The following is a 25,557-nucleotide window of genomic DNA, read 5'->3' as shown; positions in this document are numbered from 1 at the left end:
TTATTCCGTTTGGTGGATTCTAACTTCTACTTCGTGGAAGTGCAACCTTGACCGACGCGCCTGCGACGGGCAGGATCGGTCCTAGCGGAATTGCACTGTCGCAATGCGGAAAGGAGCAGGATGCCTAGCCCCCTCTCGGACGTGAGCGCCTCGCGGACTCCCGAGCACCACCGTGGCACCCTCGACCAGGCCCTCCCCGGCGGGGTCGACCCCAGCCTGTACAACCACGACCTCGCCCCGACCAAGCGCGAGGGCCGCACGTGGAGTGCGTACAACTTCTTCGCGCTGTGGGCCAACGACGTGCACAGCCTGGGGAACTACTCCTTCGCGATGGGGTTGTTCGCGCTGGGACTGGGCACCTGGCAGATCCTGCTGGCCCTCGGTGTCGGTTCGGCCTTCCTGTTCGTGCTGCTGTGCCTGTCCGGCTTCATGGGCTACAAGACCGGGGTGCCGTTCCCGGTGATGAGCCGGATCAGCTTCGGGATCCGCGGCGCGCAGATCCCCGCCCTGATCCGCGGCGGCGTGGCCATCGTCTGGTTCGGCATCCAGACCTACCTCGCCTCGCTGGTCGGCAACGTGCTGGTGATGGCGCTGGTCCCGGCCACCCAACCGCTGGCCGAGACGACGTTCCTCGGGCTCACCGTGCTGGGCTGGGCCTGCTTCACCGTGCTCTGGCTGATCCAGGTGGTGATCGCCTGCTACGGCATGGAGATGATCCGCAAGTACGAGGCCTTCGCCGGCCCGGTCATCCTGGTCACCTTCGTCGTCCTGGCCGCCTACGTGCTCTCCGTCTCCGGAGGCGAGATCGTCTGGCAGCCGCCGGACGCCGTCGAGGGTGGTGAGATGTGGCGCGAGATCCTCGGCGGGGGTGCCCTGTGGGTCGCGATCTACGGCACCTTCGTGCTCAACTTCTGCGACTTCACCCGAAGCGCCAAGACCACGAAGTCCATCGTCTGGGGGAACCTCTTCGGCATCCCCGTCAACACCTTGTTCTTCGGCGTCATCGTGGTCGTCCTGGCCGGCGGCCGGCTCGCGATCGACGGCAAGGTCATCGCCAGCCCCACCGACGTGGTCGAGTCCATCGGCAGCACCCCGATGCTGGTGCTCGCCTGTGTCTCGCTGTTGATCCTGACCATCGCGGTCAACCTGATGGCCAACTTCGTGGCGCCCTCGTTCGCCCTGGCCGCGCTGCTTCCCCGGCACCTGAACTTCCGGCGGGCCGCGATCGTCAGCGCGATCCTCGGCTTCGTCATCCTGCCCTGGAACCTCTACAACTCCCCCGTGGTGATCGTCTACTTCCTCGGCGGCCTGGGCGCCTTCCTCGGTCCCCTCTTCGGCATCGTGATGGCCGACTACTGGCTGCTGCGCAAGCAGCGGATCAACGTCCCCGAGCTCTACACCACAAATCCGCAGGGCACCTACTTCTACAGCCGCGGGATCAACCTGCGGGCCATCGGCGCCCTCATCCCCTCGGCGACCATCTCGCTGGTCTTCGCGTTCGCCCCGTCCCTGCGGGCCTTCTCCTCCTTCTCCTGGTTCATCGCGGCGGGTCTCGGAGCAGTGATCTACTTCGTGCTGGCCGACCGCAGCCGGAGCTACGAGGACGTGTCCGGCGAGGCCATCGCGATCGAGAGCACCCACTGATCATGGAAGGCACCACCCAGATGCGCATCCTCGTCGTCAACGTGAACACCACCGAGTCCATGACCGCCGGCATCGGCGAACAGGCCCGCCGGGTCGCCGCACCCGGCACGGAGATCGTCGCCCTGACTCCCCGGTTCGGTGCCGAGTCGGTGGAGGGGAACCTGGAGAGCTATCTGGCCGCGGTCGCCGTGATGGACCGGGTCCTGTCCTACGACCAGCCGTACGACGCGGTCATCCAAGCGGGGTACGGCGAGCACGGCCGCGAGGGCCTGCAGGAGCTGCTCGACGTGCCCGTGGTCGACATCACCGAGGCGGCCGCCTCCACCGCCATGTACCTCGGACACCGTTACAGCGTCGTCACCACCCTGGACCGAGCCGTACCGTTGATCGAGGACCGGCTCCTGCTCGCCGGTCTGGATCGGCGCTGCGCCTCGGTCCGGTCGAGCGGGATGGCCGTGCTCGAGCTCGAGTCCGAGCCCGAGCGGGCCGTCGACGCGATCGTGGCCGAAGCGGAAGCCGCGGTCCGCGACGACCACGCGGAGGTGATCGTGCTGGGCTGCGGCGGCATGGCCGAGCTGGAGGCGACGGTCCGGGAGCGCACCGGTGTCCCCGTGGTCGACGGTGTCGCTGCCGCCGTCACCGTCGCGGAGTCACTCGTACGCCTCGGCCTGAGCACCTCGAAGGTACGGACCTACGCACCGGCGCGGCCGAAGAAGATGACCGGCTGGCCGATCACCCGCTGAGACTCTGGGGCGCCGGCGGGCCGGGATGACCGTTCTTGGCTCGCCGGCGGCATCCGGTCCCTGTCCCCGCGCATCCCACCGCCGGACGTGACTCGCCGGCGCCAACCGATCTGTTCAGCGCGGCGGGGACCGGATGTACGAGGCGCGTGGTTCGATCCCGTACCCGGTCGTACCTAGCGCGGTCGCCCACGCTGGCTAGCGTCGACAACAGCCCCTGACCGCAGTCGAGAGGGCCCGAGGCGGAGACGCGGTGCTGCACCAGGACGCCGCCCCGCGCACCCGCCGTCCGATATGACGCCGTATGTCAGGTGCTCAGCAGTCACGTCTACAGCTGGCGCTGCCTCGATGGGCCGCTGAGCACGCATCGTCGCTGATGGTTCGACCGCCAGCGCGTACCGGCTCGAAGGCTCGTTCTACCCGGCGCCAGGGCCGACGTTGAGCACAGTGCGGCTGTCCCCCCAGCGCAGACTCCACGAGAGCCTCGATCCGGGGATCTGGCCGCCGGACGGAGGCGTAGCCCGTCCCGTGCTGTTCGTAGTCAAAGTCACCGGCCGGTCGTACGCGGGTCGCCACTGCCTCATCGAACCATCGGGTCGCGGGCCGCCGCGACAGAGCTCTCGCTGCACGGGCCAGTAGGCGTCCTTGTTGTCGCGAGTCACGAAGAACGTGCCGACCAGCTGCCGGCCTCCCGAAGACAGGGGACCTTTGGCCCTCAGTCTTGCCCGAGTTGCTCTAGTAGGTCGCGGTGATACGCGGTCTGCTGATCGCAGGAGCAGGATCGCTCGTCCCATCGAGGTGCGAGTTGTGTACTGGAGGGGATGGCGTGTCAGAGATTGCAGCCGTGATCAGGGGTCGGTTCGACCATGTCGGAAATCAGACCATCGAGCCACCGACCGGCCTATAACGCGTCAAGTGACCCACACATCCTTTCCTGGACAGGAGACAACTGATGCAACAACTGTCGTTGATCGCCCTTGCGCGTGAACAGCTCGCGATCGCCCGAGCATCCACGAGTGGCCGCAGCGCGTCGACCGTGTACGGCGGCCACGACCACGCCCTCCGGCAGACGCTGATCGCCATCCTCGGTGGCCGCCGCCTCGACGACCACGCCAATCCGGGCGAGGCCACCGTCCACGTCCTCCACGGCAGGGTCACACTCGTCGCCGCAAACAACGAGTGGCACGGCTCTCCCGGTGACCTCATCATCGTCCCCGACTCGACACACAGCTTGGAGGCCGTCGAAGACTCCGCCGTCCTGCTGACGGTGGCCAAGACCCTCTGAACCGCACTGCCTCATTCGCGAACGCACAAGGAGCTCACCTGTGACCACCACGGTCGAGGAAAACCGTCAGTCTCTGCTCTCACCGGAGGCCAAGGCCGTCGTCGAGGCAACAGCCAGTGTCGTCGCCGAGCACGCCGAACAGATCACCGCACGTTTTTATCCGTCCGTGTTCAAGGCGCATCCGGAGCTGCTCCGGGTGTTCAACCAGGGCAATCAGGCTACCGGGGAGCAGAGCCGTGCACTGGCGGCGTCGGTGGTCGCCTACGCCGTCCAGCTCGTCGACCCGTCGGCTCCCTCGTTCGAGCACGTGATGAGACGCATCGCCTACAAGCACATCTCGTTGGGGATCCGACCCGAGCAGTACACGATCGTCGGCCGCTACCTGCTGGGCGCGGTCGGCGACGTGCTGGGTGAGGCGGTGACCCCGGAGGTGGGTGCGGCGTGGAACGAGGTGTACTGGCTGTTCGCCACCCAGCTCATCGCCACCGAGGCCCGCTACTACCAGCTAGCCAGCATCGACCCAAGCGCACCCCTGCGGCCCTACCGCGTCGTCCGTCGCATCGAAGAGACCGCTGACGTCATCTCCTTGGTGCTCCAACCGGCTGACGGAGGCCCCCTCCCGCCGATCGCTCCCGGCCAGTACGTGTCGGTCTTCGTCAATCTTCCCAACGGGTCACGTCAACCGCGCCAATACACCGTCTCCTCCAGCGGCGTGGAGACCCGTCTGCAGATCACCGTCCGCCGCGTCCGAGGCCTGGACGGCGCCCCGGACGGCCAGGTGTCGTCCTACCTTCACGACGGCGTCCAGGTCGGCGACATGCTCGAGGTCAGCGCCCCAGCCGGCGACTTCGTCGTCCAGCCCTCCGACAGCCCCCTGTTGCTGGCCAGTGCGGGCGCCGGCATCACCACCGTCCTCCCCATCGTCGAACACCTCGCCCGCACCCAACCGCAACGGCCCGTGATCGTCGCCCACGCTGACCGGACCGCGAAAGACCACGCACTACGCGAGACTGTGCTTCACGTCGGTCGCCAGCTCGACGACTTCACCGCCTACTCCTGGTACGAAACTCTCGACCCGGACAACTCTCGATCACACCAGGGCTTCATGGACCTGACCGAAATCCCGCTCCCGGACGAGGTGCAGGTCTTCACCTGCGGCCCGTTGCCCTTCATGCGGCATGTCCGGTCCACCTTGCTGGCCCGTGGAGTGCCCGCATCACGCATCCGCTACGAAGTGTTCGGTCCCGATTTGTGGGCGGCGCAGATTCCGGCCGAAGCTGAACCGGTGCCCACGTGAGTCAACCGCGCCGCCTTGTCGAGATGAGCCGGCAACGATGCATCGAGCTGCTGGAGGCCTCCCACGTCGGCCGGGTCGCCTGGCAGTCCTCGGACGGGCAACAGATTCTGCCGGTCTCCTACGCGTACCACGAAGGCACTGTCATGTTCCGCACCTCTCCCTTCGGCGTGCTGGCCGAACTCATCCACGCGCACGATGCCGCCCTCGAGGTTGACGAACTCGACCAGAACGAACGGCTCGGCTGGAGCATCGTGGTCCAAGGGCAGGCCCAAGCGGTCGAGGAGCCTCGAAACCTGGTGCAGTTCTGGACCGTCGACGGGGTCGCACCATGGGCTGCCGGCATCCGCAACCTCTTCATCCAGATCACACCGAGACGAATCCGGACGTCAGCTCCTGCACGATCCGCCATGAGCAACGAGTCCGTCAGGGACACCACAGGCAACGATTCTGTACACCAGACAGAACGGTGGTGTCCCCATTCGGTGGCCTGTCTTGAGCCGGCCGACCACGAGAGCCCGACGGAGGCGACGCAGTTGGTGTTGGCCGATCATCCCCCACGACCGGCGGCGACGCCTGGGAAGGAACCGCCGGCGAACTGATGGCAACCCCGCCGGCTCAACACGCGCTGGCGGCCGTGGAGCGCTCCGCGATCTTGTTGACCGTGCGCCTCAGTTCGTGGCCAAGCCCTGGTCGTGCGTACCACCGAACCATCACGAAGGACTCTAGTCAGATCAGTTCAGGAGCACTGGCACACGGGCCCAGCCGCCGACCGGGGCCACCTCCCGCTCGGCTGGCCGGTTGGGGTCGAGCGTGATGCTCGTCGTGCCGGCCAGCAGCGCCCGGACCGCGATGCGCAGCTCGAGGGTGGCGAGCAGCCGGCCGGGGCAGGCATGGCGTCCGACGCCGTAGACCAGGTTGTCGCTCGCATGACCGGCGGGATCGAAGGCGTCGGGATCGCTGAACACACAATCGTCGCGGTTCGCTGAGGTCCAGTGCAGCTTCACGGGCGCTCCTGCCGGCAGCCGGACCCCACCGAGGTCCACCGCACGGGTCGTCACCCGGCGGTTGCTCACGAACGGGTCGTCAATTCGCAACACCTCGTCGATGACGAGATCCAGCTCAGCATCCAATACGCCCTCGCGCAGCCGCGACTGGAGCTCTGGACGGCTGGCCAGGTGATGCACCAGTACCCCGACACATGATGCGATGGAGCCGAGGTCGCCGCCGGTCCAGTTCCGCAGCACCGACACGATCTCGGCGTCGACGAGCTCGCGCCCGTGCACACGGACCCGAAGCAGCTCGCCGGTGACATCAATCAGGGTGGTGGCGCGCCGTCGTGCCAGCACCGACCGGATGATGTCGTCGAACTCCTCTGCTACCCGGGCGGTGCGCACCCGGTCGCCGGAGCGGGTGGCCGCGTGGTTGTCCTTAATCCACGCCAGCAGCCGACCCTCCAACTCCGCGGGCCAACCCAGCCAGGCACTCTGCGCTCGGACCGCGAAGGCGGCGCCGATCTCCCCGACCGCCTCCACCGAGGCGCCCCGCGGCATAGACCTCACCAGAGCGGCGGCGATCCGTTCGAACTCCGCTCGGTGCGGCGCCAGCGCCGCCGGGGCCAGGAACGGGTCCAGTGCCTCCCGGAACTCGGTGTGCATGGAACCGTCCAGCCCGTTGGGGACTTGCAGGAACCGGGACACCTCGCTGGAGAAGCTCAGATCATCGAGCGCCGCACGCCGCACCAGGTCATGACGCAGCAGCACCCATTCCCCACGGTCATTGCGCACCACGGGATGGTCGGGTCGCAGCTCGTCGGTGTAGGCACGCAGGTCCCGGCCGGCCGGTAAGACTTCATCGGGAATGTGATCAGTCATATCGAGTCCGATCTTGGCCGGCGGACGCCGACTCAATCGACTCTAGCCATCGTGCCTGGTGGCAGGCAGGGTTCTGAGCTGGAATCGTGCCGCGGCAGTCCGGTCTCCCCCGCCGTTGCAGCATGGCGCTGCGAAGTTTGCGCTGCCGCCGAACTGGAGTTTGCGCTGCCGCCGAACTGGATTGTGTGGGGGCTTGCACTGGTGCCCGACCCCGGAAGCACAACGACGAATCGGCTGGTGTGCAGCTCGCCCGACGGACGCGGAGGAGAACTGAGTCGAGGGGGCTGCTGAAGTTGGTTTGCAGCAACTGGCGGTTGTCGCAAAGGACACTTCGGTGGGCCCCAGATCCGTGAAGATGAACAGAACCTCTCGCTCGGGACCAAAGTCCTGTGATGCGATGTGAGCCTGTACTTACTCCAATACCCACCGTTAGTTTCGTGCCATGGCTTCCCCTCCGTCACCGGGGGTCGACGGTCCCGCGTCCGACGCCCTGCTCTCCATCGGCAAGTTCTTCAGCCGCTGGGAGGAGTCCGCTGACGGCCGCGTGGCTTTCCGCAAGGGTGGTCGGGCCGGTGACGTCTTCTACCGCGACCGCTGGAGCCACGACAAGGTCGTCCGCTCCACGCACGGCGTGAACTGCACCGGATCCTGCTCGTGGAAGGTCTACGTCCGCGACGGCATCATCACCTGGGAGGCCCAGCAGACCGACTACCCGTCGGTCGGCCCGGACCGGCCCGAGTACGAACCCCGTGGCTGCCCACGGGGCGCGGCGTTCTCCTGGTACACCTACTCCCCCACCCGGGTTCGCTACCCGTACGTCCGCGGCGTCCTGCTGGAGATGTACCGCGAGGCGAAGGCCCGGCTGCACGACCCCGTGCTCGCCTGGGCCGACGTGGTCGGAGACCCCGAGCGCCGCCGCCGCTACCACCAGGCCCGCGGCAAGGGCGGACTCGTCCGGGCCTCGTGGCAGGAGGCGGTGGAGATCGCCGCCGCCGCGCACGTGCACACGATCAAGACGTACGGCCCCGATCGGTGCACCGGCTTCTCCCCGATCCCGGCCATGTCGATGGTGTCGCACTGCATCGGCACCCGCTTCACCCAGCTGATCGGCGGGGTGATGACATCGTTCTACGACTGGTACGCCGACCTCCCTGTGGCCAGCCCGCAGGTGTTCGGCGATCAGACCGACGTGCCCGAGTCCGGCGACTGGTGGGACGCGACGTACCTGATGATGTGGGGCTCCAACGTCCCCGTGACCCGGACCCCGGACGCGCACTGGATGGCCGAGGTGCGCTACCGCGGGACGAAGGTCGTCACCGTCAGCCCCGACTACGCCGACAACACCAAGTTCGCCGACGAGTGGCTGCCGGCCCAGGCCGGCACCGACGCCGCCCTGGCCATGGCCATGGGCCACGTGATCTTGAACGAGTTCTTCGTGGCCCGCCGGGTGCCGTTCTTCGTCGACTACGTGCGCCAGTACACCGACCTGCCGTTCCTGATCACGCTCACCGAGGCCCCGGTCTCTGCCGCCGCTCCCGACGGCGGCCTGGTGCCGGGCAAGTTCCTGACCGCCGCGGACCTGGCTTCCGAGGGTGCCTCAACCGACCCCGAAGACGCGTGGAAGACCGTGCTGCTGGACGCCGCCACGGGCGAGGCGAGGGTGCCGAACGGCTCCCTGGGCTTCCGCTACGCCGCGTCGGGTGAGGGGAAGTGGAACCTGGACCTCGAAGGGGTCGTCCCGGCGCTCTCGCTGAGGGACGCCAAGATCAGCCCGGAGACGGCCGAGGTGCTGCTGCCGCACTTCTCCGATCCTCGCGGTGAGGGTGGCGTACTGCGCCGCGGGGTGCCGGTCACCCGGGTCAACGGCCGCCTGGTCACCACCGTGTTCGACCTGATGCTGGCCCAGTACGGTGTCGGCCGCCCGGACCTACCGGGCGAGTGGCCAACCGGCTACGACGACGCGGCCAGCCCCTACACCCCAGCCTGGCAGGCCGAGATCACCAGCGTGCCGGCCGAGGCGTGCATCCGGATCGCCCGCGAGTTCGCCCACAACTCCGAGGAGTCCGAAGGCCGGTCCATGATCATCATGGGAGCCGGCGTCTGCCAGTGGTTCCACGCCGACGCCGCCTATCGGTCCATCCTCAGCCTGTTGATCCTGACCGGCGCGATGGGCCGCAACGGCGGCGGCTGGGCCCACTACGTCGGCCAGGAGAAGTGCCGCCCGATCACCGGATGGATCTCCTTGGCCAACGGGCTGGACTGGTCCCGGCCACCACGGACCATGATCGGCACCGCCTTCTGGTACATGCACACCGACCAGTGGCGGTTCGACGGCTACCAGGCCGACGCCCTCGCCTCCCCGCTGGCAGAGGGCAGCTTCACCGGTATGCACACCGCAGACACCATCGCCCAGTCGACCCGGATGGGTTGGATGCCGTTCTACCCGCAGTTCGACGCGAACCCACTGGACCTGGCCGACCAGGCCAGGGCGGCAGTCGACGCCGGGGAAGCCCCCGACGCGGCGACGTACGTGGCGAACCGACTCGTCGACGGCACACTCACGCCGTCGATCGCCGACGTCGACGCCCCGGAGAACTGGCCGCGGACCCTGACCCTGTGGCGATCCAACCTGATGGGCTCCTCGGCCAAGGGCAACGAGTACTTCCTGAAGCACCTGCTCGGCACCCACAGCAACGTGATGGCCACCGAGGGCGGCGAAGACGTCCGGCCACGTGATGTGACCTGGCGGGAGGACGCACCGGAGGGCAAGCTCGACCTGCTGCTGTCGGCCGACTTCCGCATGACCTCGACCACCCTGCTGTCCGACATCGTGCTGCCGGCCGCCACCTGGTACGAGAAGTACGACCTGTCCTCGACCGACATGCACCCGTTCGTGCACGCGTTCACCCCGGCGATCGACCCGCCGTGGGAGGCCAAGAGCGACTTCGAGATGTTCCACCTCATCGCCCGCGAGCTGTCGAAGCAGGCCGAGACCCACCTCGGCACCCGCCACGACCTGGTCGCCGTGCCCCTCCAGCACGACACCCCGGGAGAGACGGCACAGCCCAGTGGGGTCGTGCGCGACTGGGCTCGCGAGGACGTCAGGCCGATCCCTGGACAGACGATGCCGGCGCTGCAGCTGGTCGAACGTGACTACACCGCCATCGCCGACAAGCTGGCCAGCATCGGCCCGCTCGCCGACAAGCTCGGTTTCACCGTCAAGAACGTGACCTTCCGGTTGGAGGCGCAGCTCGCCCGGCTGGCCGAGTCGGGCGGGGTGATGCTCGGCGGAACCGCCGACGGCAGACCCGCCATCGACACTGACCAGAAGATGGCCGAGGCCATCCTGACGCTGTCGGGCACGACCAACGGCGAGCTGGCCACCCAAGGCTTCCGAAGCCTGGAGCGTCGAGTCGGCAAGCCACTGCACGATCTGGCCGAGGGCTCGGAGGAGAAGCGGATCACCTTCGCCCAGACCCAGCAGGCCCCGGTGCCGGTGATCACCTCGCCGGAGTGGTCCGGCTCGGAGACCGGTGGTCGGCGCTACGCGCCGTTCACGGTCAACGTCGAGCGGCTGAAGCCGTGGCACACCCTGACCGGGCGGATGCACTTCTTCCTGGACCACGACTGGATGCGCGATCTCGGCGAGGCCCTGCCGATCTACCGGCCCCCGCTGGACATGCACAAGCTGTTCGGGGAACCGGAGCTCGGTTCGGACGGCGCCAAGCAGGTCGTGGTCCGCTACCTCACACCGCACTCGAAGTGGTCCATCCACTCCGAGTACCAGGACAACCTGTTCATGCTCTCGCTGTCCCGCGGCGGACCGACGGTCTGGCTCAGTCCAGCGGACGCCGACGCGATCGGCGTCAAGGACAACGACTGGATGGAGTGCCACAACGCGAACGGCGTGCTGGTGGGACGTGCGATCGTGTCGCACCGGATGCCGACCGGGGTGGTCTACGTCCACCACGCCCAGGAGCGCACCATCGACGTGCCGAAGTCGGAAAAGACAGGTCGGCGGGGCGGCATCCACAACTCTGTGACCCGGCTGCTGGTCAAACCGACCCACCTGATCGGCGGGTACGCGCAGCTGTCGTACGCGTTCAACTATCTCGGGCCCACCGGCAACCAACGTGATCTCGTGGCCACCATTCGTCGTCGGTCGCAGGAGGTGCAGTACTGATGCTCAGTTCGCACAGTGACCGCAGGGACAGGGACAGCAGCGACGACAACGACACCAGCTCGACGGGAGAGGCAGTCTGATGCGCGTCATGGCTCAGATGGGCATGGTGATGAACCTGGACAAGTGCATCGGCTGCCACACCTGTTCGGTCACCTGCAAGCAGGCGTGGACGAACCGGTCGGGCACCGAGTACGTCTGGTTCAACAACGTGGAGACCCGGCCTGGGCAGGGCTATCCCCGGCGGTACGAGGACCAGGAGAAGTGGAAGGGCGGCTGGGTGCTCAACCGCCGCGGCCGGCTGAAGCTGCGGGCCGGCGGTCGGTTGAAGAAGCTGCTGGGCATCTTCGCCTCGCCGGTGCAGCCGGAGCTCAAGGACTACTACGAACCGTGGACCTACGACTATCAGACGCTGATCGACGCCCCGCTCGGTGACGACTTCCCGGTGGCCCGACCGAAGTCGCTGATCACCGGCGAGGACACCAAGATCACCTGGTCGGCGAACTGGGACGACGATCTCGGGGGCACCAGCGAGCTCGGCCACCTGGACCCGATCGTGGCCAAGGTCCGGCAGGAGTCGAACGACAAGATCAAGTTCGAGTTCGAGAAGACGTTCATGTTCTACCTCCCGCGGATCTGCGAGCACTGCCTGAACCCGTCCTGCATGGCGTCCTGCCCGTCCGGCGCGATCTACAAGCGGTCCGAGGACGGCATCGTGCTGGTCGACCAGGACCGGTGCCGAGGGTGGCGCCAGTGCATAACCGGTTGCCCGTACAAGAAGATCTACTTCAACCACAAGACCGGCAAGGCCGAGAAGTGCACGATGTGCTACCCCCGGGTCGAGGTCGGGCTACCCACCGTCTGCTCGGAGACCTGTGTGGGTCGGCTGCGTTACCTCGGTCTGTTCCTGTACGACGCCGACGCGGTCACCGGTGCCGCCGCCACCCCGGACGAGAAGGACCTCTACGCCGCTCAGCTGGACGTGATCTTGGATCCGAACGAGCCGGAGGTCCTCCAGAACGCCCGCCAGCAGGGGATCCCAGCCGACTGGCTGGACGCGGCGAAGCGGTCGCCGGTCTACGCGTTGGCTAAGAAGTACAAGGTGGCACTGCCGCTGCACCCGGAGTACCGGACCATGCCGATGGTGTGGTACATCCCCCCGCTGTCCCCGGTCGTCGACCTGCTCCGCGACCAGGGGCACGACGCGGAGAACGCCGACGTCCTGTTCGGCGCGATCCACGAGCTCCGGATCCCGCTGGAGTACCTGGCCGAGCTGTTCACCGCCGGAGACACCGGCGAGGTCGAGCGGGTCCTCACCACCCTGGCCGCGATGCGGGCCCAGATGCGCAACGCCACGCTGGGCCGGACGGCCGACGAGTCGATCGCCGCCGCGGTGGGCATGACCAGCCAGGAGGTCTACGAGATGTACCGGCTGCTGGCCATCGCCAAGTACGAGGATCGCTACGTCATCCCCAAGGCCCACGTCGAGCAAGCCCACGACCTGGAGGAGATGGGCTGCTCGCTGGACTTCGACGGTGGACCGTACGAGATGGGTGAGTCCGGGCCGTTCGGCGAGGCCAGCGGTCGATCCACACCGGTGGCGGTGGAGACCTTCCACGCCCTCAAGCAGCGGCAGACCTCCGACAGCGCCACCTCCGACGAGACGCTGCGCGGCCGGGTGAACCTGTTGAACTGGGACGGCAACGGATCCCCACCGGGCATGTTCCCGTCGTCCCCCAACGCGACAACGGAGAGGCAGAGCCAGGCATGAGGGGCTCCGACAGGATCGACCGGTCGGACCGGGTCGTCTGGCAGGCCGCCTCCGTGGTGCTGGGCTACCCCGACGACGAGGTGGTGGGCCGAGAAGGTCTCATCCGCGCAGCCCTCACCGACGCGGCCCCGGGTCGTGCCGCCGACTTCGACGCCGTGTGGGACTTCTGGGCGACGACCGCCGCGGCAGCGGTGCAGAACCACTACGTCGAGATCTTCGACCTGTCCCGACGGCACACGCTGTATCTGTCGTACTACACCGACGGCGACACCCGCCGACGCGGTGAGACCCTGATGACGATCAAGCAGCGCTACCGCCGCTCCGGCTTCCTCGTCGACACCCACGGCGAGCTGCCCGATTACCTGCCGTTGATCTTGGAGTACGCCGCCCGGGTGGACCCGCGAGACGGAGCCGAGCTGCTGCAGGACTTCCGGCGCAGCCTCGAGCTGCTCCGGCTGGCCCTGGTCGACAAGGCCACCCCGTACGCCGGCGTGGTCGCAGCGGTGTGTGCCACCCTGCCGGGACCATCGCCCCGGGACCGGAAGGCCGTGATGGCGATGGCCGCGGCCGGGCCTCCGACCGAGACCGTGGGACTGGAGCCGGCCGATCCGCGGCTGCTGCCACTGAAACCGGTGAACGTCTGATGGACGTGCTGCTGTGGGGAGTCCTCCCCTACCTCATGCTGGCGGTGCTGGTGGGCGGCACGATCTGGCGCTACCGCTACGACCAGTTCGGCTGGACCACCCGGTCCTCCCAGCTGTACGAGTCGCGGCTGCTGCGGATCGGCTCGCCACTGTTCCACTTCGGCATCCTGGTGGTGATCGTGGGTCACTTCGTCGGTCTGGTGATCCCGAAGTCGTGGACGGACCGGATCGGGGTGAGCGAGCACCTCTACCACCTGAACGCCCTGGCGCTCGGCTCGGTCGCCGGGATCGCCACGCTGGTCGGTGTGGTGATCTTGATCTACCGGCGGCGGACCACCGGACCGGTCTTCATGGCCACCACCAGGAACGACAAGCTGATGTACGTCGTCCTGGTGGCCGCGATCATCGCCGGGCTGGCCACCACCGTGCTCAGCGTGGTGGCGCCGGACCACGGGCCAAGCTACCGGGAGACGGTGTCTCCCTGGTTCCGCTCGGTGTTCATCCTGCAGCCCGACGTCACCGCGATGGCCGCCGCGCCGCTGGCCTTCAAGATCCACGTGCTGATCGGGATGCTGCTGTTCTGCCTGTGGCCGTTCACCCGCCTGGTGCACGCCTTCACGGCCCCCCTCCACTACCTCTTCCGGCCCTACATCGTCTACCGCAGTCGCGACGACCGGCCCCGCCCCGGCGCCACTCCAGGGCACCGCGGCTGGGACCCGGTGGGCACCCGAGACCGCAGCCGCGGTGCCCCCTGACCGCCTGAACGGAGCGACATGACCGCTGCCACCCCGTCGACACCGACGATCGAGAAGTCTGCCCAGACCCGCAACCTCCTTCTGGCCCTGCTGGCGTTCGCCGTCACCTTCTGGGCCTGGAACCTGATCGGCCCGCTGGGCGTCCGCTACAGCACCGAGCTCGGGCTCAGTGCCACCCAGAAGTCCCTGCTGGTGGCGATGCCCGTGCTCGTCGGCTCGCTGGGCCGCATTCCCGTGGGCGCACTCACCGACCGGTACGGCGGTCGGGTGATGTTCACGATCATGCTGTTCGCCTCCAGCGTGCCCGTGCTGCTGGTGTGCCTCGCCGGAACGCTGAAGTCCTACTCCCTGCTGCTGGCCTTCGGCTTCCTCCTCGGTATCGCCGGCACCACCTTCGCCATCGGCATCCCCTTCGTCAACGCCTGGTATGAGAAGCCCCGCCGCGGCTTCGCCACCGGCGTCTTCGGCGCGGGCATGGGCGGCACCGCGCTCTCGTCGTTCTTCACCCCGCGGATGGTGCAGTCGATCGGCTACGTCGCCACCTACGTGTCCATCGCGATCGCCCTTGCCGTCGTCGGGGTGATCGTCTGGTTGATGATGCGCGACTCCCCCCTCTGGTCGCCGAACACCGACCCGGTGGTCCCGAAGCTCGCGGCCGCGGCCAGGCTCACTGTGACCTGGCAGATGGCGTTCCTCTACGCGGTCACGTTCGGCGGCTTCGTGGCCTTCTCCACCTACTTGCCGACTTACCTGAAGGACGTCTACGACTTCGACCTCACCGGGGCCGGCACCCGGACCGCAGGCTTCGCCATCGCCGCCGTGATCGCCAGACCGGTCGGCGGCATCCTGTCCGACAAGGTCGGGCCGCGGGCGGTGATGATCGTCTCGCTGGCCGGTGCGGCGGTGATGGCGATCGTGATCGCCCTGAAGCTGCCGCCGGAGATCCCGGCCGGGATCGCCTTCGTGCTGATGGCGGTGTTCCTCGGTCTGGGCACCGGGGCCACCTTCGCCTGGGTGGCCCAGCTCGCCCCGCCCGCGAAGGTCGGAACCGTCACCGGCATCGTCGGTGCCGCCGGCGGCCTCGGTGGCTACTTCCCGCCGTTGGTGATGGGAGCCACCTACGACGAACAGGACCACAGCTACACCATCGGGCTGATCCTGCTCTCCGTCACCGCCGTTGCCACGCTGGCCTACACGATCTTCGGGATCAAGAAGAAGCAAACGACCGCAGCTTAAACCGCAGGGGAACGACAGACGCCAGACAGAGCACATCCGTGCCTGGCTGCTGTCCGATAGGCCGCCCTATGACGACGACCCCGTGCCTGTGGTCGAGCGTTCGGACAAGGCGGCGAGAGGCTTCGGTGCTGCGATGGCGACGCACCGCATCCGCTCCCATGCGGAGGGTTCCCACCGTCAGCTCAGGACTGTCTTCGGACGACTTCCCCTGGCGCGTCGACGGAGGTCAGCGCCATCTCTGCACGTCTCGGATGTCCCTCTCCAGGTAACCGGCATCAGCGCAGTCAGACGGGCTCATGGACCACGCCTACCACCGAACTACCGTAGTGTTCTGGTCGGTTGCTGGGCCTGCCACACGCCGTCCCGCCCATCCGCCCAGAACCGTGGAGGTGGTCGCGACGGATCAATCGCAGAAGGCGGGCGCGGTCCTGATCCGTGACGCTCAGGTTCTCGATGCGCCAGCCATGGGTGAGCTGATGGTGACGACCTGGCTACGGGCGCATCGCGCCCACATCCCAGCGGGAGCCTGGCATCGGCGGCGGGCCTCGTGGACCCCAGAGGATTCAGCCGCCGGCTGGGAGCGGCACCTCCGAGACCGTGACGCCGACCCGGGCGGCGCCCAAGCGTGCTATCTGGTCGCCGAAGACCCCGCCGGATCCCTGGTCGCGGTCGCCGCGGCGGCCGTCGCCGCGAACGACCCGACTGGCTCCACAGGTGAGGTGGGGTCGCTGTACGTCGACCCCGATCATCAACGTCACGGCCTCGGACGACAAATGCTCCAACAACTCGCCACCCGGCTTGGCACCATGGGCGTCCGGACCCTCCACATCGGCGTGATCGCCACCAACGTCGACGCGCAGCGCTTCTACGAGGCACTCGGCGGCCATCCCGAGGGAGAACGCCTCTTCGACGAAGACGGTGACCTCCTGCCCGAGCGGATCTACGCCTGGCCAGACCTCACCACACTGCTCCCACAGCCCTGACCCGACGTCGCCGCTCGTGACCTGGTGGATTGGTTCACCGCCCACCTACTGGTCAACTGCGCCCCACGGCTCGACGTCGAGGCGTCCAGCACACGGTCGTCGGCATTCAGCCCGACGTGGCCCTCACCATGGTCGTCTGACCTCCGGGGTCGGACCGGCGACCACCCTCGAGGTGGCATCACCACGACGGTCTGGCCCACCTGCGGCGGAGCGGGCCGTCATCGGTCGAGGCGCCGCCGCCGTCGATAGAGTGAGGCATGAACAGCCCACGCGTTGAACAGGCTTCCCCGCTGCCGGCGGTGCGCGTCGAAGACGACACCCAAGTCCGCCTGAGCTCCGCCGAGTTCGTTCTCGTCGAGTTCGACGACCCCGTGTTCGACACGGCCAGGATGCATCCGGTCAACGGGAAGAAGGACCGGATTCGGTTGCCCGTCTCCGGCACCTACGTGCTCACCGGCGAGGTGGAGTGGGAACCGAATGGCGACGGGTACCGCACAGTGCAGATCGTCGTGCTGGACCGCGGCGACAACTACCCCAGCCTCGGGAAATCCCTCGTCGAACCACGCGCGAGCACAGTGCAGCCCACCGTGCAGCAAGTGGTAGCCATAGCCCGCCTCGACGAGGGCGCGATCATCGGCCTGATCGCCGGGCAAGGCAGCGGAGGTGACCTCGAGCTGGTCCGCGCGACCCTGGCGGCCGCCTTCATCAGCCCCTGACGCGCGATTCAGCCGTCCGGGTGCAGCTGACCCCTCGAAGTGGGCATCGTCATCGAGCGGGACATACGACGATGCGGATCCGCCAGGTGCGGAGCGCTGACCGGGAATCTGGCTCGCTGCTCAGGGTGGACGGCTGACAGAAACCTCAGCGGCAGACTCAGGGTGCACGTGTGAGTCCTGCCGGCCGAGAGCGTTGGTCGCGGAGTCGTCGCCGTCAGCGGCAGCGAATGCCGAGGCAGTCCTGTTCTCCGTTGCCGCGGGCTTGGTTGCCGCCGGCGTCGATGTGGCCGGGTCCGTCGGCGCGCAGACCGACCGCGCCGTTGTGGTTGGCGCTGTTGCGCCGCCAGACGGTCCCGTCGCCGGAATCGTTGATCCCGTTCTCGTCATTGTGGCTCACGCGGTTGCCGACGTAACGAACGCCAGACCCAGCTACTGCGTCGATGCCGTCGATACCGTTGCGGCGTACGACGTTGTCGATCACCACCGTGTTGACTGCGGATTCGAGAGCGATCCCGTCGAAGGTGTTGCCCGCGACGTGGTTGCGGGTGTGCAGATTCTCTCGAGAGTCGATGTCGGTGATGCCGGTGGTGTCGTTGTTGACTGCCAGGTTACCGGCGACCGTCACCTTCTCCGTGCGGCGGAGCACCATGCCCTCTCGGTTGCCCACCAGCCGGTTGCCCGTCACCTTGACAGCGGTCGACTCCTCGAAGTTCACACCTTCCAGGGTTCGCGTGATCGTCACCCGCTCGACGCGGGCAGCGTCGGCGTCGTACCCGAGGACGCCTCGGCTGAAGTCGCTTATCCGGCCGTTCCTGATGCGCACGTTCTCGTACGCGTCGATGTCGATGCCGGACAGGCTGACAAACGGACCAACACCAGAGACCAGGTGTCCGTTGAGGTCGATGTCCACGTCGTTCGCGCCGACGATCAAGCCGTTGCCGGGACAGCCGACCAGATCGCGGGTAAGCCGCACGTTCTCGGTGATCACGCTGCCGCACGTCAGCTGCACATCCGAGACGGTCGGGGTTGCGAGCGCTGTCCCGCTCGGTGCGATGGCGAGAAGAGCCGTCACGATGCCGGCCGCGGCAGCCCCGTGGCCTGTGCGCTGGCGCTTTTGAGGCGTTGTGGTGGTGGGCATGATCAGTTCCTTTCGTTGACGTGTTCGTGATCACGTGCTGGGTCTATTGGCCTGTGCCGGCACGCCGCTGCCATCGTGTCGGCGACCGTGCGCTCCCGGGGCTGAGCCTGAACATGATCGAACGCGTTCTGTCTCGCTCAGACCTTGGTGTAGGACAGTCCGGCGCTGGCCCTCTCCTACCGCCGGTTGGTTGGTGTTCACCACCGTAGGGAGACCCTGCCGCTGCCGGCATCGGCGCCGGAACTCACTCTCGCCCGGCGCTGCCCAGCACTGATGGCGGCCGACGCGTACTCCTGCACATCCGCCGACACACGGAAAGGCGGCCGCGGACGCGGCGTGCATGCCCCCAGCAGCAGGCGGCGGCATGGCGCAGCGCCTCACACGCCACATACGCCTGACTTGGCCGACCTGCTCGCACAGACCCGTACGGAACGACTGAACGGCACCCGTCAGCTGCTGGCCTGGTTGCCCGGCGCCAACCTTGACACCCCGCAGGCCGTCGACGTGGTCTACGCCTTGATCTCCCCCGAACTCGCTTGCTCTCCGAACAACGCGGCTGAGACCTCACCACCTGCGCAGCTTGGCTCGGCGGCCAGATCACCGACCAGGTCAACAGGCTCGCTGCACCCTCAACGCCCCGCGACTCTGACGGTCCCCGGTAGGCAATGTGTCCCGGCGCGGGAAGTCCTTAGGCCCTACTGGGTCGGCGCACGCGCACCTACCGTTCAAGTGGCAAGGAAGATCGGCCCGGAGAGTCCGGCCGGCCTCTGAGAGGAGGACTTCGTGCACGACTCCGCTATCTCGGGTGCGCTGGCGACCATTCGCACGAGGCTGCAGGATCCGGCCGTGCTAGTCGTCATTGCGGTTGTTTTTCTGGTCTCCGCCGTCGGACAAGCGATCTTGCGGGCCTGGGTGGGCGACAACTCAGCCGTGATCACCGCGGTGCTGAGCATCCTCGGATCAGTGTTTCTGGCTGCGGCCATCATCGTCGCTTCCCGACGCGACCGCTGACCAGATGAGCCGCTCACCACCCGGGATGCAAGCACACAGCACGATTGGTCTCTGCCACCTGTTGTCACATTGACGGTGCCGCGACCGTCATGGCGCTCGACGCACGCAATCGTCGGTGACGGTCGGTGTGAGCCGTACCGATGAGGCGCCGATCGCGAGCTGCAGCGGCGAGCGGGCTGATGGGGAGGTTATCTTGGCGGTTCCCTCACCTTCAACCGACTCATCGGCAAGAACGGGCTAGGCCAGGTGCATCCAGCGTTCGAGGACCCGACGCAGCGCGGCATCCTCGCGCGCCACGGTGTCAGCATCCGGGAACGTGATCACGCCGCGAATGTCGGACAGCCAGCGGACCAGTCCTTCATCCTCGGTGAGGATCGCAGGTCTGCTCCGATCCTCGGGTCGTTGAGCGCCACGATGCAGGATCAGCTGCACCTGTCGCTGCCGGTTCTGCACGTTGACGGTCATCAGGTCGACGGCATCGAGGGTGTAGGTCGGTGAGTTCCACTTCACGTGCTCGTGCAGCTGCGGCCCTACGTCCTTGATGCGCGCACGAAGCGCTTCGACGATCCCGCGTTGGCGTGCATCGAGATCGTCGAGGAAGGCTGCGACGTCCCGGTAGCGTGCCTTCGCCGGTCCTCGGGCTCTGGTCCGGCCCCCCGAGGTGGCGTCACTGCCCGTTCTGGTCCGAGCCTCGCTGTCGCTCACGTTGTCTGAGACCGACCGGTCGCCGCGATCTCATCGGGCCTGAGCACACGGAGTGGTCGTCTGGACAGCTGACGTACCGCCGGCTGGGGCGGCTGCAGGTCGGGAGCTCGTGCGCGCACCGTGCGCGGGTGGCCAGACGTCTCCATCTGGCCCGTCCGACGAGCGTGGCTGGGAGGCCTTCAATCGATCGGCTAGTCTGGAGCCGGTATACCCCCCTGGGTATTGCCCGCAACAGAGGAGAGAGCCATGGGCTACGCGCTCAGCACCACCGTCCAGCAGCCGTACGACGCCGTCGTCCCCCGGGTCAAGGCCGCCCTGGGCGATCAGGGATTCGGGATCCTGACCGAGATCGACATCAGGGCCACGATGAAGGCCAAGCTCGATGCCGATGTGCCGGCCCAGGTGATCCTGGGCGCCTGCCGGCCCCCGCTCGCGCTGGCCGCCCTCCAGGCAGAGCCGTCGATCGGGCTGCTCCTCCCGTGCAACGTCGTCGTGCGCGCCCTCGACGCGTCCACCACGGCGGTCGAGGCGGTCGACCCCCAGACCATGGTGTCGATGACCGACAACCCCGCGCTGCAAGGGGTGGCCGACGACGCCACCCAGCGGCTCACGACCGCTCTGGCGAGCCTGGCGGCCCGATCGACCGAGGACCGGTGATGGTCCAGCTGCAGCCCGACACGGTCCGGCCCCTCTCCAACCGGCTCAAGCGCGCCCAGGGCCAGCTCAACGCCGTCATCCGGATGCTCGAGGAGGGGCAGGACTGCGAAGCAGTCGTCACCCAGCTCGCGGCCGTCAGCCGCGCCCTCGACCGCGCCGGCTTCGCCGTCATCGCCACCGGTCTCAAGCAGTGCCTCACCGAAGACGGTGGAGCCGACAGCCTCGACACGAAGAAGATGGAGAAGCTCTTCCTCTCTCTCGCCTGACACGTCCTGACTCCGGCCCGGCAGGGACTGCCGACGGCCTCCCTGGCCGGGGCCTGAACTCCTCCCACCGGCACCTACCGGGGGGGCCTGGGCTGACCCACCCAGCGCCCTCGAGGCACAGACGACGCGGTAGAGTTCATTACCAGGAATGTTGTTCGACGTGATGAGATCGGACGGGTCATGGAGTTCTTCGATGTGCTGGTGCGCTACGAAGTGGCGCTGTGGAATGCGGTCGACCAGGCCCTGCGCCGCGATGGCCGGCTGACTCTGGGTCAGCTCCACGCTCTGCGCGTGATCGACCGGTACGCCGGTCAGGCCCGAGTGCAGGACCTGAGCAGCGACATCGGCATCAGCGTGGGTGCGGCGAGCAAGCTGGTGGACCGGCTCGAGCGGGACGGCCTGGCCGTTCGGAGGCCCAACCCGGCCAACCGACGCTCGTCGCTGATCGCGTTCACGCCTCGTGGGCACCAGGCGCTCACGGCGGCGCTCGAGCGGGCGCTCGCCGCCGTGGACCGCGCTGTGGCGGGCGAGGATGTTCAGCCGCTGGTAGCTGCGCTGGGTCGGCTCCAGGCGCGACTGGATGACCGGTCCGTGGGGACGGCAGCATGACCGAGACCGCTTCTGGTGAGCCGCCGGCGAGACCACCAACCGGCTCGCCCGCGGTCGCGGTCGCGTCGTGCTGACCTGACTCAGCCACCCCGGACCCCAGAGAACTCACCCACCAGTGAAGGACGCATCCGTGATCACCCACGCCCTGACTGACCTGCCCGACGGTGCTGTCGCCCACCGCGTCACCGCCCGACCAGCTGACGTCGGCGGCCGCAGAGCCGTCGCCGTCGAGCTGCCGGACGAGATCACCCGGCACGGCCGACCCGGCATCGACTACGTCGACCAACCCACCTTCCTGATCATCCCGACCACCTTCAGCACCGGCACGATCGCCGTCGACGTGTGGAGCCGCCTCAACGGCAAGGGCATGCCCGACTCCCGAGCATTCGCCGGCCTCGCGTATCGCATCAACGACCGGCGCGACGCCTTCGAAAGCGTGTACCTGCGCCCGCTCAACGGCCTCAGGTGCGACCCGCCGCCGCCGCGAGACCGTCGTGCCATCCAGTACTTCGCCTACCCCGATTGGCCGTTCGATCGGCTCCGAGACACCTACCCGGACGGCCGGTACGAAGCCGGCCTCGCCATAGGCCCCGAAGAATGGATCTACCTCGAGCTCGCCGTGACCGCCACCACCGTGACCGCCACCGTCAACGGGGTCGCCGCGCTCACCATCGAACAACCCAAGGCACAGCCACGGGCCGGCGCCGTCGGTCTGTTCGTCGACATCGGCACCGAAGCGTTCTTCTCCCACCTCACCATCGACACGGGCTCGTAAGCCGTCGGTCACGCAGTGAGATCACTGGTCCAGCGTCCCGCGCTCTGCCGGCTACCGGTTGATCCACTGCTGCATCGCCGCGGGGTAGCGGTCTCCGGTGAGATCGATCGTGGCGGCCGCCGCTGTGATCTCGGCCAGATCCTCTTCAGGCAGCGTGACCGCTGCGGAGGCCGTGTTCTCCTGCAGCCGGTGCCGCTTCGTGGTGCCCGGGATGGGCACGATGGAGGGATGCTGGGCCAGGATCCAGGCCAGAGCCACCTGAGCGGGTGCGGCGTCGAGGCGCGACGCGACGACGGACAGGAGGTCGACGAGATCCTGGTTGGCCCGCCGGGCTTCCTCGGTGAACCGGGGAAGTCGGCTGCGCAGGTCGTCGTCGGCGAAGCTGGTCGAGCTGTCGATGGTGCCGGTCAGGAAGCCCTTGCCGAGCGGACTGAACGGGACCAGACCGATCCCGAGCTCCAGCAGCGTGGGCAGGATCTCCGCCTCGGGTTCGCGCCAGAACAGGGAGTACTCGCTCTGCAGCGCCGTGACCGGCTGGACCGCGTGGGCGCGACGGATGACGTCGACCCCGGCCTCGGACAGACCGAAGTGGGCGACCTTGCCGGCGTCGATCAGCTCCTTGACGGTGCCGGCGACGTCTTCGATGGGCACCTCCGGATCGACCCGGTGCTGGTAGAGCAGGTCGATCCGCTCGACATTCAACCGTCGCAGGGATTCCTCGACTGTCGATCGGATGTGATCGGGGCTGCTGTCGAGGCCGCTGCGGGTGCCGCCGTCGAACGAGAAGCCGAACTTGGTGGCGATCACGACCTGATCGCGCACGCCCGCGATCGCCTTGCCGAGCAGCTCCTCGTTCACGAACGGCCCGTACACCTGGGCTGTGTCGAAGAACGTGACACCGAGATCCACGGCCGCCTGGATGAGGTCGATGCCGTCCTGCTCGGGTACGTCGCTGCCGTACGCGTGGCTGAGGCCCATGCAACCGAAGCCGATCGCGGAGACCTCGAGGCCGCTGGTGCCGAGCTCGCGGGTGATCATGATGGTGTCCTCACTGGTGATCGGGTTCGGGTCTGGCTGGGTCCATCCGCGGGCGTAGCTACCGGAAGTAGGTCGGCTGCCGCGGCAGATAGTGCTGCTCGAGGGCGACGACCTCGTCGTCGGTGAGCTGGAGGTCGAGGGCGGCCACCGCATCGCTGAGGTGGTGCGGCTTGGTCGACCCGACGATCGGGGCACTGACCACCGCGTTGTGCAGCACCCAGGCGAGCGCGACCTGCGCCATCGGCACGCCACGAGCTTCGGCGATCCGCTGCACGGCGTCGACGACGGCGACGTCACTGTCCAGGAACAGCGGCCGACCGTACATGTCGACGTCGGCGTTCTTGACCGACCGCTCGGTGCCCGTCGCACCCCACGGGCGCGCGAGTCGGCCGGCCGCCAGCGGGCTCCACGGAATGGCGCCGACACCCTGGTGGGCCAGCAGACCGAACATCTCCCGCTCCTCCTCCCGGTGCAGCAGGCTGTACTGGTCCTGCATCGAGATGAACCGGGTCCAGCCGTGGAGGTCGGCGGCGTGCTGCATGGTGGCGAACTGCCACGCCCACATCGACGAGGCCCCGAGATAGCGGACCTTGCCGGCCTTGACGACGTCGTGCAACGCCTCCATCGTCTCTCGATCGGCGTGTGCGGGTCGAAGCGGTGGATCTGGTAGAGATCGATGTAGTCCGTGCCGAGCCGGGCCAGCGACGCGTCGACCTGCTCCAGCACCGCTCGTCGGGACAGCCCGGCACCGCCGGGCCCATCGCCCATCGGCTGGAAGAGCTTCGTCGCCAGCACGATGTCGTCTCGACGGGTGTACGCCTTGAGCGCGCGCCCCACGATCTCCTCGGAGCTGCCGTGCCCGTAGATGTTGGCGGTGTCCCAGAAGGTGATGCCGAGCTCGATCGCCTGGCGGAAGATCGGCTCCCCCGCCTCGTCGCCCAGTGCCCACGGCATCCGGGAGCCGTCGCCGAAGCTCATGCACCCCAGGGCGATCCTGCTGACCTTCAACCCCGACGACCCGAGTCGTACCTGCTCCACCACGCTGTCCTCTCTTTGACTCCCCCCATCCAAGCCGCCCTGAGGGCCGCGAACCAGGCCCTGCTGAGCCATGGCCTGACAGGGCCTGGGATCCCGTCAGCTCCCGCACGAGCGTCAACCGCTGACCGGACGGCAGGTGCCTCCCACCCGCTGGACCCGGCGCTCGAGCTCCGTCAGCGGTAGCTCTCGTGACCAGATCCGCGGGCACCGGCCACGTCGAGCCGGGCGGACCGAGCATCGATCTCCGCGATGTCGTCGGCACCGAGGATGACGGCGGCGGCCTGCAGGTTCTCGGTGACCCGTTCCGGTCGGCGGCTGCCGGGGATCGGGACGATGCCGGGCGACTTCGCGAGCAGCCAGGCGAGAGCTACCTGTCCTGGGGTGACCTGCTGGCGGCCGGCGATCTTGCTGACCAGGTCGACGATCGGCTGGTTCGCCTCCAGCGCCTCGGGGGTGAAGCGGGGGAACCGGCTGCGGATGTCGTTCGCGGCGAACGCCTCACCGCGGCCGACGGTGCCGGTCAGAAAGCCCTGCCCCAGCGGTGACCAGGGCACGAAACCGATGCCCAGCTCCTCGCAGGCGGGCAGCACCTCGGCCTCGGGGTCGCGGGCCCAGATCGAGTACTCGCTCTGCACGGCGGCGACGGCCTGCACGGCATGGGCCCGGCGGATGGTGTCCGCGCTGGCCTCCGACAGACCGAAGTGGCCGACCTTGCCGGCGTCGATGAGCTCCTTGACGGTGCCGGCGACGTCTTCGATCGGCACCTCCGGATCGACCCGGTGCTGGTAGAGCAGGTCGATGTGGTCGGTTCGTAGCCGCTGCAGCGATCCGTTGACGGCCCGGCGGATGTTCTCGGGCCGGCTGTTCAGCCCGGTGCGGGTGACGCTGTCGTAGCCGAAGCCGAACTTGGTGGCGATGACGATCTGGTCGCGGATCGGCTCGATCGCCTCGCCGACCAGGGTCTCGTTGGTGAGCGGACCGTACGCCTCGGCGGTGTCGAAGAACGTGATGCCCTGGTCGTGGGCACTGCGGATGAGGCTGACGCCGTGGTCGGTGTCGACCGGTTCGCCGTAGTTGGCGCTCAGGCCCATGCAACCCAGCCCGATCGCTGAGACCTCCAGGCTGCCGAGATGTCGCTTCTCCATCGTGTTCCTCTCGTGTCGCGCCGTGTCGTGCCGGGCGCGGTCGTCGTTGGTGG

23 protein-coding genes and 1 pseudogene are annotated in these 25,557 nt (G+C 67.8%); 18 read left to right on the top strand and 6 right to left on the bottom strand.

Annotated features, from left to right (window positions below):
- Window positions 1-120 precede the first annotated feature (120 nt).
- The 5 genes from ABD714_RS04855 (at window position 121) to ABD714_RS04835 (ending at window position 5,565) form a co-directional block, all read left to right on the top strand.
- Window positions 121-1,644: an NCS1 family nucleobase:cation symporter-1 gene (locus ABD714_RS04855; RefSeq protein WP_344811129.1), complete on the top strand. Its 1,524-nt coding sequence runs from the start codon at window positions 121-123 to the stop codon at window positions 1,642-1,644.
- 2 nt (window positions 1,645-1,646) lie between these two features.
- On the top strand, window positions 1,647-2,387 hold the full coding sequence (locus ABD714_RS04850; protein WP_344811128.1) for an aspartate/glutamate racemase family protein: 741 nt from the start codon (window positions 1,647-1,649) through the stop codon (window positions 2,385-2,387).
- 1,033 nt (window positions 2,388-3,420) lie between these two features.
- Entirely contained in the window at window positions 3,421-3,669 is a 249-nt protein-coding gene (locus tag ABD714_RS04845; protein ID WP_344811127.1) for a cupin domain-containing protein, read from the top strand.
- Window positions 3,670-3,709: 40 nt separating this feature from the next.
- Complete coding sequence (locus ABD714_RS04840; protein WP_344811126.1) at window positions 3,710-4,966, top strand: globin domain-containing protein; 1,257 nt, start codon at window positions 3,710-3,712, stop codon at window positions 4,964-4,966.
- Window positions 4,963-5,565: a pyridoxamine 5'-phosphate oxidase family protein gene (locus ABD714_RS04835; protein ID WP_344811125.1), complete on the top strand. Its 603-nt coding sequence runs from the start codon at window positions 4,963-4,965 to the stop codon at window positions 5,563-5,565. Before ABD714_RS04840 ends, ABD714_RS04835 begins: the two co-directional genes overlap by 4 nt.
- A 132-nt stretch (window positions 5,566-5,697) precedes the next feature.
- Here ABD714_RS04835 and ABD714_RS04830 read toward each other — a convergent pair whose 3' ends face one another.
- Complete coding sequence (locus tag ABD714_RS04830) at window positions 5,698-6,750, bottom strand: cytochrome P450 (protein ID WP_344811124.1); 1,053 nt, start codon at window positions 6,748-6,750, stop codon at window positions 5,698-5,700.
- 529 nt (window positions 6,751-7,279) lie between these two features.
- On the opposite strand from ABD714_RS04830, the gene ABD714_RS04825 reads away from it, so the two are divergent.
- From ABD714_RS04825 to ABD714_RS04795, 7 genes are all read left to right on the top strand, one after another.
- Complete coding sequence (locus ABD714_RS04825) at window positions 7,280-11,020, top strand: nitrate reductase subunit alpha (protein ID WP_344811123.1); 3,741 nt, start codon at window positions 7,280-7,282, stop codon at window positions 11,018-11,020.
- 79 nt (window positions 11,021-11,099) lie between these two features.
- On the top strand, window positions 11,100-12,788 hold the full coding sequence (narH, locus tag ABD714_RS04820) for a nitrate reductase subunit beta (RefSeq protein WP_344811122.1): 1,689 nt from the start codon (window positions 11,100-11,102) through the stop codon (window positions 12,786-12,788).
- Window positions 12,785-13,432, top strand: a complete 648-nt coding sequence (narJ, locus tag ABD714_RS04815; RefSeq protein WP_344811121.1) for a nitrate reductase molybdenum cofactor assembly chaperone — start codon at window positions 12,785-12,787, stop codon at window positions 13,430-13,432. Before narH ends, narJ begins: the two co-directional genes overlap by 4 nt.
- Entirely contained in the window at window positions 13,432-14,187 is a 756-nt protein-coding gene (gene narI / locus ABD714_RS04810) for a respiratory nitrate reductase subunit gamma (RefSeq protein ID WP_344811120.1), read from the top strand. The genes narJ and narI overlap by 1 nt, the downstream gene beginning before the upstream one ends.
- Before the next feature lie 18 nt (window positions 14,188-14,205).
- Window positions 14,206-15,423, top strand: a complete 1,218-nt coding sequence (locus ABD714_RS04805) for a nitrate/nitrite transporter (RefSeq protein WP_344811119.1) — start codon at window positions 14,206-14,208, stop codon at window positions 15,421-15,423.
- 389 nt (window positions 15,424-15,812) lie between these two features.
- The gene (locus tag ABD714_RS04800; RefSeq protein ID WP_344811118.1) at window positions 15,813-16,406 is read left to right on the top strand and encodes a GNAT family N-acetyltransferase; all 594 of its coding nucleotides are present in this window, start codon (window positions 15,813-15,815) and stop codon (window positions 16,404-16,406) included.
- A gap of 257 nt (window positions 16,407-16,663) precedes the next feature.
- A complete protein-coding gene (locus ABD714_RS04795; protein ID WP_344811117.1) occupies window positions 16,664-17,122 on the top strand; it encodes a hypothetical protein in 459 nt (152 codons plus the stop codon).
- A gap of 214 nt (window positions 17,123-17,336) precedes the next feature.
- On the opposite strand, the gene ABD714_RS04790 is transcribed toward ABD714_RS04795, so the two are convergent.
- Window positions 17,337-18,260: a NosD domain-containing protein gene (locus tag ABD714_RS04790; protein WP_344811116.1), complete on the bottom strand. Its 924-nt coding sequence runs from the start codon at window positions 18,258-18,260 to the stop codon at window positions 17,337-17,339.
- Between the two features lie 783 nt (window positions 18,261-19,043).
- Between ABD714_RS04790 and ABD714_RS04785 the strand changes: the two genes are divergently transcribed.
- On the top strand, window positions 19,044-19,271 hold the full coding sequence (locus ABD714_RS04785; protein WP_344811115.1) for a hypothetical protein: 228 nt from the start codon (window positions 19,044-19,046) through the stop codon (window positions 19,269-19,271).
- Between the two features lie 237 nt (window positions 19,272-19,508).
- On the opposite strand, the gene ABD714_RS04780 is transcribed toward ABD714_RS04785, so the two are convergent.
- Entirely contained in the window at window positions 19,509-19,976 is a 468-nt protein-coding gene (locus tag ABD714_RS04780) for a DUF1801 domain-containing protein (protein WP_344811114.1), read from the bottom strand.
- A 246-nt stretch (window positions 19,977-20,222) separates the two neighbouring features.
- Between ABD714_RS04780 and ABD714_RS04775 the strand changes: the two genes are divergently transcribed.
- From ABD714_RS04775 to ABD714_RS04760, 4 genes are all read left to right on the top strand, one after another.
- Complete coding sequence (locus ABD714_RS04775; protein WP_344811113.1) at window positions 20,223-20,633, top strand: DUF302 domain-containing protein; 411 nt, start codon at window positions 20,223-20,225, stop codon at window positions 20,631-20,633.
- A complete protein-coding gene (locus ABD714_RS04770) occupies window positions 20,633-20,899 on the top strand; it encodes a metal-sensitive transcriptional regulator (RefSeq protein WP_344811112.1) in 267 nt (88 codons plus the stop codon). The genes ABD714_RS04775 and ABD714_RS04770 overlap by 1 nt, the downstream gene beginning before the upstream one ends.
- Before the next feature lie 195 nt (window positions 20,900-21,094).
- Entirely contained in the window at window positions 21,095-21,508 is a 414-nt protein-coding gene (locus tag ABD714_RS04765; protein ID WP_344811111.1) for a MarR family winged helix-turn-helix transcriptional regulator, read from the top strand.
- Window positions 21,509-21,638: 130 nt separating this feature from the next.
- Window positions 21,639-22,283 (top strand): hypothetical protein, encoded by a 645-nt coding sequence (locus tag ABD714_RS04760; protein WP_344811110.1) that lies wholly within the window; start codon window positions 21,639-21,641, stop codon window positions 22,281-22,283.
- A 51-nt stretch (window positions 22,284-22,334) separates the two neighbouring features.
- Here ABD714_RS04760 and ABD714_RS04755 read toward each other — a convergent pair whose 3' ends face one another.
- Window positions 22,335-23,321 carry an aldo/keto reductase gene (locus tag ABD714_RS04755; protein ID WP_344811109.1) on the bottom strand — a complete coding sequence of 329 codons (987 nt, stop codon included), beginning with the start codon at window positions 23,319-23,321 and terminating at the stop codon, window positions 22,335-22,337.
- Window positions 23,322-23,379: 58 nt separating this feature from the next.
- Window positions 23,380-24,275 (bottom strand): annotated as a pseudogene (locus ABD714_RS04750) (aldo/keto reductase).
- On the opposite strand from ABD714_RS04750, the gene ABD714_RS04745 reads away from it, so the two are divergent.
- Window positions 24,196-24,378, top strand: a complete 183-nt coding sequence (locus ABD714_RS04745) for a hypothetical protein (protein ID WP_344811291.1) — start codon at window positions 24,196-24,198, stop codon at window positions 24,376-24,378. The pseudogene ABD714_RS04750 and the gene ABD714_RS04745 sit on opposite strands and share 80 nt — an antisense overlap.
- 154 nt (window positions 24,379-24,532) lie before the next feature.
- On the opposite strand, the gene ABD714_RS04740 is transcribed toward ABD714_RS04745, so the two are convergent.
- On the bottom strand, window positions 24,533-25,504 hold the full coding sequence (locus tag ABD714_RS04740; protein WP_344811108.1) for an aldo/keto reductase: 972 nt from the start codon (window positions 25,502-25,504) through the stop codon (window positions 24,533-24,535).
- Window positions 25,505-25,557: the final 53 nt, after the last annotated feature.

This window comes from Microlunatus aurantiacus, assembly GCF_039536605.1.
Classification (GTDB): domain Bacteria; phylum Actinomycetota; class Actinomycetes; order Propionibacteriales; family Propionibacteriaceae; genus Microlunatus; species Microlunatus aurantiacus.
This window is presented reverse-complemented; position numbering and strand designations above follow the sequence as displayed.

Coding starts and splice junctions, on each gene's coding strand:
- narH (WP_344811122.1), top strand. CDS start 11,100: ATGCGCGTCATGGCTCAGATGGGCATGGTGATGAACCTGGACAAGTGC.
- ABD714_RS04855 (WP_344811129.1), top strand. CDS start 121: ATGCCTAGCCCCCTCTCGGACGTGAGCGCCTCGCGGACTCCCGAGCAC.
- ABD714_RS04790 (WP_344811116.1), bottom strand. CDS start 18,260: ATGCCCACCACCACAACGCCTCAAAAGCGCCAGCGCACAGGCCACGGG.
- ABD714_RS04775 (WP_344811113.1), top strand. CDS start 20,223: ATGGGCTACGCGCTCAGCACCACCGTCCAGCAGCCGTACGACGCCGTC.
- ABD714_RS04805 (WP_344811119.1), top strand. CDS start 14,206: ATGACCGCTGCCACCCCGTCGACACCGACGATCGAGAAGTCTGCCCAG.
- narI (WP_344811120.1), top strand. CDS start 13,432: ATGGACGTGCTGCTGTGGGGAGTCCTCCCCTACCTCATGCTGGCGGTG.
- ABD714_RS04755 (WP_344811109.1), bottom strand. CDS start 23,321: ATGATCACCCGCGAGCTCGGCACCAGCGGCCTCGAGGTCTCCGCGATC.
- ABD714_RS04770 (WP_344811112.1), top strand. CDS start 20,633: ATGGTCCAGCTGCAGCCCGACACGGTCCGGCCCCTCTCCAACCGGCTC.
- narJ (WP_344811121.1), top strand. CDS start 12,785: ATGAGGGGCTCCGACAGGATCGACCGGTCGGACCGGGTCGTCTGGCAG.
- ABD714_RS04740 (WP_344811108.1), bottom strand. CDS start 25,504: ATGGAGAAGCGACATCTCGGCAGCCTGGAGGTCTCAGCGATCGGGCTG.
- ABD714_RS04850 (WP_344811128.1), top strand. CDS start 1,647: ATGGAAGGCACCACCCAGATGCGCATCCTCGTCGTCAACGTGAACACC.
- ABD714_RS04825 (WP_344811123.1), top strand. CDS start 7,280: ATGGCTTCCCCTCCGTCACCGGGGGTCGACGGTCCCGCGTCCGACGCC.
- ABD714_RS04795 (WP_344811117.1), top strand. CDS start 16,664: ATGAACAGCCCACGCGTTGAACAGGCTTCCCCGCTGCCGGCGGTGCGC.